The sequence below is a fragment of the Ramlibacter sp. genome, from assembly GCF_028292805.1.
Lineage (GTDB): Bacteria > Pseudomonadota > Gammaproteobacteria > Burkholderiales > Burkholderiaceae_C > Ramlibacter.
In genome coordinates this window covers 1-9,428 of the sequence record NZ_JAQGLS010000030.1, presented here as the reverse complement: position 1 = coordinate 9,428, position 9,428 = coordinate 1, and the positions used below count along the sequence as shown (strand labels likewise).

The following is a 9,428-nucleotide window of genomic DNA, read 5'->3' as shown; positions in this document are numbered from 1 at the left end:
CGCTGGACAGCCGGGGCAGCACGCGCTCGAACAGCTTTTCCTTGGCGCCCCAGACGCGCTGCTCGCGCAGCGCCATCGGCAGCGGCCGGCCGGCGGCCATCGCGTCCTTGACCCGCTTGAGCGCGCGGATGTCCTCGGCCAGCGTGTAGTGCACCAGCACCTCGGCCTCGCCCTCGGCCTGCAGGCCGTCCAGCATCCGCTGCACCCGCGCGGCCTGGCCGCCCAGCACCGCCTCGGACAGCTTGAAGACGTCGTAGCGGGCCACGTTCAGCACCGCCGCTTCCACCTGGTCGAAGCCGAGCTCACCGGCCGGGTGCAGCAAGGCCAGCTTCTGGATCTCCTGGTGGGCCGCCAGCAGGTTGCCCTCGACCCGATCGGCGAAGAACTGCAAGGTGCGCTGGCCTTCCTCGCCGGCCACCACCCGCTGGTCCTGGCGCGCCAGCCGCTGCGCGATCCATTGCGGCAGCGCCCCGCGCTCGACCGGCTGGACCTCGATGGCGATGCCGCTGCCATCGAGCGCGGCGAACCAGGCGGACTTCTTGGTCGCGAAATCGACCTTGGGCAACAGCACCAGCGTCAGGGCGGAATCGTTGCCGACGGTGCTTTCGGCCAGCTGCTGCAAGGCGGTGCTGCCTTCCTTGCCGGGTTTGCCGGAGGGGATGCGCACCTCCACGATCTGCTTGTCGGAAAACAGGCTGAGCGACCCGCCGGCTGCCAGCACCGCGCTCCAGTCGAAGTGGGCGCCGGCGACGGTGTGGACGGTGCGCTCGGTGTAGCCCTGCGCGCGCGCGCTGGCGCGGATGGCATCTGCCGCCTCCTGCACCAGCAGCGGCTCGTCACCGTACAGCGTGTACAGCGGGCGCAGGCCGCGTTGCAGGTGCTGGGTGAGTTGGGCGGGCGCGAGCTGCATCACGCCAGTTTACGCGGGCAGCGCCAACCCCAATTCCCGGTGCTTTTGCATCGCCACCTGCCGGAACACCTCCACCGCCCGGTCGACCAGCGCGTAGCTGATGGTCAACGGCGGCGCAAAGCGGATCACGGTTTCGTGCGTCTCCTTGGACAACACGCCGCCCGCGGCGAGCCGCTCGACCAGCTCGCGCGCGCTGGTGCACGACGGCGCGATGTCCACCCCCACCCACAGCCCGCGGCCGCGCACCTCGCGGATCAGCGGCCGCACCTCGGCCTGCACCTGGCGCAGCCGGGCAATCAGGTAGGCCCCCAACTCGGCGCTGCGCTCGACCAGCCCTTCTTCCTCCAGCACCTTCAGGCCTTCCAGCGCCACCGCCGCGGCCAGCGCGTTGCCGCCGAAAGTGGAGCCGTGGCTGTTGGGGGTGAACACGTCCATCACCGCCGCGTCGGCGCACAAGGCGCTGACCGGCAGCAGCCCGGCGCCGAGCGCCTTGCCCAGGATCAGCGCATCCGGCCGGATGCCTTCGTGCTCCAAGGCGAACCACTTGCCGGTGCGGCCCAGGCCCGCCTGCACCTCGTCGTCGATCAGCAGCACCCGGTGCTCGGTGCACCAGGCGCGCAGCGCCGGAAAGAAGCCGGGCGGCGGCAGGATCACGCCGGCCTCGCCCTGGATCGGCTCGATCAGCACGGCGCAGGTGGAGTCGCTGGCCGCCGCCTTGAGGCTCTCCAGGTCGCCGAAATCGAAGTGGCCGAACCCGCCGTCGAACGGGCCGAAGCCGCTGCGGTACGACGGCTCGCTGGAAAAACCGACGATGGTGCTGGTGCGGCCATGGAAGTTGCCGCGCGCCACCAGGATCTGCTGGCGGCCGTCGGCAACGCCCTTGATGCGATGGCCCCAGCGGCGCGCGCACTTGATGGCCGTCTCCACCGCCTCGGCCCCGGTGTTCATCGGCAAGGCGCGTTCGAAGCCGGTCAGCTGGCAAAGTTTTTCCAGGAACGGGCCGAGCGTGGTGCCGTAATAGGCGCGCGAGGTGACGGCCACCTTCTGCAACTGCCGCTGCGCCGCCGCCACCACACGCGGATGCAGGTGGCCGTGGCTGACCGCCGAGTAGGCGCTCATCATGTCGATGTACTCGCGGCCTTGCACGTCCCACACCAGGCAGTCGAGGGCACGCTCGACCACCACCGGCACCGGCGCATAGTTGCGCGCGCCGAAGCGGGCCTCGGTGGCGATGTAGTCCTGCATGCCCGGGCTGGTGCCGCCGTCCATGGCCCAAAGTGCCATCGGCCAGCCCGTCCTGCTGTAGGACGCGCCGAAATCCGCTTGCAGGCCGGCGGCTCTACAGCGCCTTCAGCGCGGCCAGCCGGCGCATCAGCTGCTGGACGATGTCGGCCTGCATGTCGCGGTACAACAAGGCCTCCTCGGACTCCTTGGCCAGCACCGCGGCTTCGTTGAAGCCGATGTCGCGCTGCTGCAGCAACTCCGTCTCCGGGATCAGCTCGCGGCCCTGCGGCGTGCGCAGCGTGAACTTCAGGCGCGTGCGCAGCTGGAATTCGCGCACCTGGCCGGTGGCGCTCAAGCCCACCACCACCTTTTCGCGCTGCTCCTGCACGACATCCAGCACCACGGTTGGCACGGCGGCCGCAGCGCTGGCGGCCGGCGCGACCGGGCTCGTCAGCACCCGCACCCGGGACTCCGCCGCCAGCCGGCGCCGCAGCTCCGCGGCGATCGGTGAGGTGGGCAGCGCGCGGATGGAGATGGCGTCGAAGGCGAACTCGGGCGCCTGGCGCAGCTGGAAGCCGCAGCCGGCCAGCAGGACGGCCGCCGCCAGCGGCAGGAGGACGCGGCGCCGCGTCCACGGGCCGCCCCTAGACGCGGCAGCCCCCTCGGGGGGCAGCGCCGTACACGAAGTGACAAGCGTGGGGGTCGTCATTTTCATACGACCACGTTGACCAGCCGACCCGGCACCACGATCACCTTCTTCGGGCTGGCGCCATCGGCGAACTTCTGGAACGCCTCGCTGGCCAGCGCGATCTTCTCGATCGCCGCCTTGTCGGCGCCGGCCGGCACCAGGATGGCGCCGCGGTGCTTGCCGTTGACCTGCAGCACCAGCTCGATCTCGTCCTGCACCAGCGCGGCTTGGTCGACTTGCGGCCAGGGCGCGTCCAGCAGGTCGCCGGCGTAGCCGAGCGCCTGCCACTGGGCGGCGGTGATGTGCGGCGTGGCCGGATACAGAACGCGCAGCAGGATGCCAAAGCCCTCGCGCAACGCACCAGCGGCCCCGGGCTCGTCCGGCGCCTTGAAGTCTTCCAGCGCGTTGAGCATCTTCATCGCGCCCGAGACCACGGTGTTGTACTGCATCCGCTGGTAGTCGTAGTCGACCTGGCGCAGCACGGTGTGGATCTCGCGGCGCAGCGCCTGCGCCTGCTTGCCGTGGCTGGCGGTGGCGGCGCCGGCGGTGGCGGCGCCGTGCAGTCGCACGCCGAAGTTCCAGACCCGGCGCAGGAAGCGGTAGCTGCCTTCCAGCGCGGCGTCGTTCCACTCCAGCGTGGCTTCGGGCGGCGCCGTGAACATGGTGTACAGGCGCGCCGTGTCGGCGCCGTACTTCTCGATCAGGTCCTGCGGGTCGACCCCGTTGTTCTTGGACTTGGACATGGTGGTCCAGCCCTCGTACGTGACCGGCTGGCCGTCCGCCCTGGCAGTGGCCGAGACCACCTTGGCGTGCTCGTCGCGCACGATGTCCAGGTCGTGCGCCCAGAAGTACTGCTTGCCGTTGACCGGACGCGAGAACGCCTCGTTCAGCACCATGCCCTGCGTCAGCAGCTTGGTGAACGGCTCGTCGATCGTGACCAGCCCGAGGTCGCGCATCACCTTGGTCCAGAAGCGCGCATACAGCAGGTGCAGGATGGCGTGCTCGATGCCGCCGATGTACTGGTCCATCGGCATCCAGTAGTCGGTGCCCGCGCCAACCATCGCCTGCTGGCTCTTCGGGTCGCAGTAGCGCATGAAGTACCAGGACGAGTCGACGAAGGTGTCCATCGTGTCGGTCTCGCGCCGGGCCGGCTTGCCGCACACCGGGCAGCTGCAGGCCAGGAAATCCTCGCGCTTGTTGAGCGGGTTGCCGCTGCCGTCGGGCACGCAGTCCAGCGGCAGCACCACCGGCAGGTCTTGCTCGGGCACCGGCACCGCGCCGTGCACCTCGCAGTGGATGATGGGAATCGGCGTGCCCCAGTAGCGCTGGCGGCTGACACCCCAGTCGCGCAGCCGCCAGGTGGTCTTCTTCTCGCCCAGCCCCTTGAGTTCCAGCTGGTGCGCCACCGCGCTGACGGCGTCCTGGCAGCTGAAACCGCTGAAGGTGTCGGAGTTGATGGTGACGCCCCTGGCCTTGTCGCCATACCAGTCTTGCCACTGCTTGTAGTCGTAGTGCTCGCCGTCCACGTGCACCACCTGGACGATTTCCAGGCCGTACTTGAGCGCGAACTCGAAGTCGCGCTGGTCGTGGCCCGGCACGCCCATCACGGCGCCGTCGCCATAGCCGATCAGCACGTAGTTGCCGACCCAGACTTCGACCGGCTGCTGCGTCAACGGGTGCACCACCTGCAGGCCGGTGGCCATGCCGACCTTTTCGCGCAGCGCCAGCTCGGCTTCGGTGGTGCCGCCCTGCTTGCATTCCTCGATGAAGGCGGCCAGCGCCGGATTGGTGCTGGCCGCGTGCACGGCCAGCGGGTGCTCGGGCGCGACGGCGCAGAAGGTCACGCCCATGATGGTGTCGGCGCGCGTCGTGAAGACGTACATGCGGCCATCACCGATGAGCTGGTCGTCGTTGCCCTTGATCTCGTGGGTGAAGGCGAAGCGCACCCCTTCGCTCTTGCCGATCCAGTTCTCCTGCATCAGCTTGACGCGCTCGGGCCAGCCGGGCAGCGCCCGCGCGTGTTCGAGCAGCTCGTCGGCGTAGGCTGTGATCTTCAGATAGTAGCCCGGGATCTCGCGCTTTTCAACCGCCGCGCCGGTGCGCCAGCCCTTGCCATCGATCACCTGCTCGTTGGCCAGCACGGTCTGGTCGACCGGGTCCCAGTTCACCACCTGGGTCTTGCGGTAGGCGATGCCCTTGTCCAGCATCTTCAGGAACAGCCACTGGTTCCATTTGTAGTATTCGGGATCGCAGGTGGCGACTTCGCGGCTCCAGTCGATGGCCAGGCCCATCGCCTGCATCTGCTTTTTCATGTACGCGATGTTCTCGCGCGTCCATTGCGCCGGCGGCACGCCGTTCTTGAGCGCCGCGTTCTCGGCCGGCAGCCCGAAGGCGTCCCAGCCCATGGGCATCAGCACGTTGTAGCCGCTCATGCGCAGGTAGCGCGTGAGCATGTCGTTGATGGTGTAGTTGCGCACATGGCCCATGTGCAGCTTGCCCGAGGGGTACGGCAGCATCGAGCAGGCGTAGAACTTCTTCTTGCCGGCGTCCTCGGTCACGCGATAGGCATCACGCGCGGTCCACTCGGCCTGGGCGGCCTGCTCGACCTCGAGGTGGTTGTACTTGTCTTGCATGGGGGGAATTCTAGGGGTTAGGGTCCAGGGGAACAGCCGACCCCGACCCTGGCCCCCAAGGTCTCTCAGGGCTCTCAGGGCTTCGCCGGCTCGGCCACGAAGCCGATCCGGCCCAGCCCCGCCTTGTGGGCGGCGCCCATCACCTCCACCACGCGGCCGTAGGGCACGCCCTGGTCGGCGCGCAGCTGGATCTCGGTGTCGGCGTTGAGCCTGGCGGCCGCGGCCAGCTCCTGCGCCAGTTCAGTGCCGCTGACCGGCTTGTCGTTGAGGAAGGCCCGGCCGGCCTTGTCCAGCGTCACCGACACGAAGCGGGGCGCCTCGCCGGCCTGGGTGCCGTCGGCGCGCGGCAGGTCCAGGCGGATCGAGCTGGCCAGCAGCGGCGCGGTGATGATCAGGATCACCACCAGCACCAGCATCACGTCCACCAGCGGCGTGACGTTGATGTCGCTGATCGGCTGCGGGCCGTGCGTGCGTTCCAGCCGGCCGAAAGCCATGTCAGGGCCGCTCGATCGGGGCCGCGGGGGCGACCGGATGCACCAGCAGCTCGCGCAGGTCGCGCGCGAAGCCTTCCAGGTCGGCCTCGATCCGGCCGATCAGGCGGCCGAACACGTTGTAGCCCAGCACCGCGGGGATCGCCACGGCCAGGCCGGCGGCCGTCATGATCAAGGCTTCGCCGACCGGGCCCGACACCTTGTCGATGGTGATCTGGCCGGCGTTGGCGATGCCGGTAAGGGCGTGGTAGATCGCCCAGACCGTGCCCAGCAGGCCGACGAAGGGGGCGGTGGAACCGACTGTGGCCAGCAGCACCTGGCCGAACTGCAGCTTGTCCAGCACCCGGTGCAGCGCATCGCGCAGCACGCGCGTGAGCTGCTGCGACTTGTCGCCGGCCGCTGCCAGCGAGCCCGGCGCCTGCGCCTGCGTGGCCTCGATCAGCGGCAGCACCAGGGCTGCGCGGTCGAAGGCGCCGACCTGTTGCCGCGCCTCCTGCAGCGAGCCGGCCTGCCAGAAGGCGGCCGTGCTGCGGGCGACGTCGCCGCCGGCCCGGCGCAGCAGCCAGGCCTTCCACAGAATCACGACCCAACTGGCGACCGACATCGCCAGCAGCAGCAGCGCCACCACCTGGGTGACGGCATCGCCGCGGCGGAACAGGTCCAGCAAGCTCAAGCAGCCGCCTCCAGGCGGGTCCGCCGCGCGGCCCGCGCCTGCCGCTGCCGCAAGCGGGGAGCGCCTTCGGGCGGCCGTGCGGCGCCTTTCACCGCAGACCCAGCACGTCGAACATGTCGAACAAGCCCTTGTCCCGGCCGGCCAGGAAGCGCACGGCGCGCAGGCTGCCCTGGGCGTAGGTGGCGCGGCTGCTCGCCTTGTGGGTGATCTCGATGCGCTCGCCGGTGCCGGCGAACAGCACGGTGTGGTCGCCCACGATGTCGCCGCCGCGGATGGTGGAAAACCCGATGCTGGACGGCTCGCGTTCGCCGGTGACGCCTTCGCGCGCGAAGACGCCGCACTCCTTCAAGTCACGGCCCAGCGCCGCGGCCAGCACCTCGCCCATCTTCAGCGCGGTGCCCGAAGGCGCATCCACCTTGTGCCGGTGGTGGGCCTCGATCACTTCGATGTCGTAGCCGGTGGCCAACGCCTTGGCGGCCAGTTCCAGCAGCTTGAGCGTGACGTTGACGCCCACGCTCATGTTGGGCGCCAGCACGATGGCGATGTCCTTGGCGGCTTCGGCGATCTGGCGCTTGTGCGCGTCGCCAAAGCCGGTGGTGCCGATCACCATCTTGACGCCGCGCGCGCGGCAGGCCGCCAGGTGCGCCAGCGTGCCTTCGGGGCGGGTGAAGTCGATCAGCACGCCGGCGTGCGCCAGGGCGATCTGCAGGTCGGCCGTCACCGGCACGCCGCTGGCGTGGCCCAGGAAGGCGGCTGCATCGTTGCCCAGGGCCGGGCTGGCTTCGATGTCGAGGGCGCCGGCCAGCCGGCAATCGTCCGAGGCGCGAATCGCCTCGATCAGCATGTGGCCCATGCGGCCGGTGGCGCCGGCCACCGCGACCTGGTGCTGGCGGGCGGCGGCGGCCGGCAGCTTGGCGGCGCCGGCGGTGGCAACGGCGTGCAAGGTCTGTTTGCTGTTCGCCATGGGGGGATCAGCGCGCCGGTGGTTCGAGCGGCGGGTAGGTGACGGCGGGCGACGGCGTGGCCGGCGCGGCCGGGGCCGGAGCCGGGATCGCGGCACTGCCGGCGGCGGCCGGCGCCTTGCTGGCGGCCGCGCGCAACTGCTCCTCGGTGGCTTCCAGCACCGGAATGCGGCCGGTCTTGCGGCGGTCCAGCGTGGCCACGAACTCGGCCTCGCTGGGCATGGTGTCGCCTTCGAAGCGGGCCATCGCCTCGCCGCTGAAGTACACCGTCAGGCGCCGCTGCTGCGGCGCCACGCCTTGGCGCTTGAGGCTGAAGACGTAGTCCCAGCGGTCGGCATGGAACAGGCTGGTGACCAGCGGCGTGCCCAGGACGGTGCGGACCTGCTCGCGGCTCATGCCGGGCTGCAGCGCCTCGACCTGCTCCTTGGAAATGAAGTTGCCCTGGACCACCTCGACCTTGTAAGGCGTGATGGCGCCCAGCATGCGGCTGGAGGCGCTGTCGAAGGTGCCGCAGCCGGCCAGCAGCGCCGCCGCCGCGGCGATCAGGAAGAAACGCGGGAGGCGAAGGGGCTTGGCGGGCATGGGAGGGGCTGGCGATATGATCGGGCCATTGTAGCGGGAGCCCCCTGCGTACCCACCGGGCCGCCAGCACCATGTCCAACATCGACAATCTGAAGAACACCGGCCTGAAGGCAACGCTGCCGCGGCTGAAGATCCTGGACGTGTTCCAGAACGGCGAGCAGCGCCACATGACGGCCGAAGACGTGTTCCGGGTGCTGCTGCAGGACCGCTCGGACATCGGCCTGGCCACGGTTTACCGCGTGCTGACCCAGTTCGAGCAGGCCGGCATCCTCAGCCGCAGCCACTTCGAGAGCGGCAAGGCGGTCTACGAGCTCAACGAAGGCACCCACCACGACCACCTGGTCTGCCTCGATTGCGGCCGGGTCGAGGAGTTCTACGACGCCGAGATCGAAAAGCGCCAGCACGCGGTCGCCAAGGTCAAGGGCTTCCAGATCGCGGACCACGCGCTGAGCCTGTACGCACACTGCACGAAGAACCCCTGCCCGCACAAGCCCAGGGGCTAGCTCACCGCGGGACCCGTCGTCCCCGCAGCCCCGGAGCAGGCCGGGGCCTGCCTCTGGCGCAGGGCTTGCGCCGGGCATGGACCCCGGGTCAAGCCCGCGATGGCGCCCCGGGATGGGCGACTAACCGCCCTGCTCCATCGCCTTGCGGTGCCGCTCCACGAACTCCTGGTAGGTATCCACCCCCCGCAGTTGCAAGATGGTGTTGCGCACCGCGGCTTCCACCAGCACGGCGATGTTGCGGCCGGCCACCACCTGGATCACCGCCTTGCGCACCGGCACGCCCAGCACGTCCTGCGTGAGCGGCTCATAGGGCAGGCGCTCGTAGTCGCGCTCCAGGGTCTCGCGCCGCACCAGGTGCACGATCAGGCGCAGCCGCATCTTGCGCCGCACCGCCGTCTCGCCGAAGATCGCGCGGATGTCCAGCAAGCCGATGCCGCGCACCTCCAGCAGGTTCTGCAGCAGCTCGGGGCAACGGCCCTCGATGGTGGTCTGGTTGACCCGGTACAGGTCGACGGCGTCATCCGCCACCAGGCCGTTGCCGCGCGTGATCAGCTCCAGGCCCAGCTCGCTCTTGCCCAGGCCCGACTCGCCGGTGATCAGCACGCCCAGGCCCAGGATGTCCATGAACACGCCGTGCATCGAGGTGCGCTCGGCGAAGTGCTTGGACAGGTAGGCCCGCAGCACGTCGATGACGAAAGCCGACGGCTCCTTGGTGGCGAACATCGGGATCTGCGCGCGCTCGCACATGGACAGCAGCGCATC

At 69.7% G+C, this 9,428-nt stretch carries 10 protein-coding genes; 1 reads left to right on the top strand and 9 read right to left on the bottom strand.

The window, feature by feature from the left end; all coding sequences use genetic code 11:
- From holA to JWP65_RS01430, 8 genes are all read right to left on the bottom strand, one after another.
- Positions 1-910: DNA polymerase III subunit delta (gene holA, locus JWP65_RS01465; protein ID WP_299759662.1), on the bottom strand; the 910-nt coding region annotated here is incomplete at its 3' end.
- A 9-nt stretch (positions 911-919) separates the two neighbouring features.
- On the bottom strand, positions 920-2,194 hold the full coding sequence (gene rocD, locus JWP65_RS01460) for an ornithine--oxo-acid transaminase (protein WP_299759660.1): 1,275 nt from the start codon (positions 2,192-2,194) through the stop codon (positions 920-922).
- A 55-nt stretch (positions 2,195-2,249) separates the two neighbouring features.
- Positions 2,250-2,849: an LPS assembly lipoprotein LptE gene (lptE, locus tag JWP65_RS01455; protein ID WP_299759658.1), complete on the bottom strand. Its 600-nt coding sequence runs from the start codon at positions 2,847-2,849 to the stop codon at positions 2,250-2,252.
- A complete protein-coding gene (leuS, locus tag JWP65_RS01450) occupies positions 2,846-5,455 on the bottom strand; it encodes a leucine--tRNA ligase (RefSeq protein ID WP_299759656.1) in 2,610 nt (869 codons plus the stop codon). The genes lptE and leuS overlap by 4 nt, the downstream gene beginning before the upstream one ends.
- A 74-nt stretch (positions 5,456-5,529) precedes the next feature.
- Positions 5,530-5,949 (bottom strand): biopolymer transporter ExbD, encoded by a 420-nt coding sequence (locus JWP65_RS01445; protein ID WP_299759654.1) that lies wholly within the window; start codon positions 5,947-5,949, stop codon positions 5,530-5,532.
- A gap of 1 nt (position 5,950) precedes the next feature.
- Positions 5,951-6,619: a MotA/TolQ/ExbB proton channel family protein gene (locus JWP65_RS01440; protein WP_299759652.1), complete on the bottom strand. Its 669-nt coding sequence runs from the start codon at positions 6,617-6,619 to the stop codon at positions 5,951-5,953.
- Positions 6,620-6,707: 88 nt separating this feature from the next.
- Complete coding sequence (gene dapB, locus JWP65_RS01435) at positions 6,708-7,583, bottom strand: 4-hydroxy-tetrahydrodipicolinate reductase (protein ID WP_299759650.1); 876 nt, start codon at positions 7,581-7,583, stop codon at positions 6,708-6,710.
- A gap of 7 nt (positions 7,584-7,590) precedes the next feature.
- A complete protein-coding gene (locus tag JWP65_RS01430) occupies positions 7,591-8,163 on the bottom strand; it encodes an outer membrane protein assembly factor BamE (RefSeq protein WP_299759648.1) in 573 nt (190 codons plus the stop codon).
- Positions 8,164-8,234: 71 nt separating this feature from the next.
- Between JWP65_RS01430 and fur the strand changes: the two genes are divergently transcribed.
- Entirely contained in the window at positions 8,235-8,666 is a 432-nt protein-coding gene (gene fur / locus JWP65_RS01425) for a ferric iron uptake transcriptional regulator (RefSeq protein WP_299759646.1), read from the top strand.
- A gap of 120 nt (positions 8,667-8,786) precedes the next feature.
- Here the strand turns inward: fur and hprK are convergent.
- A partial coding sequence (gene hprK, locus JWP65_RS01420) for an HPr(Ser) kinase/phosphatase (protein ID WP_299759644.1) occupies positions 8,787-9,428 on the bottom strand: 642 nt, incomplete at its 5' end.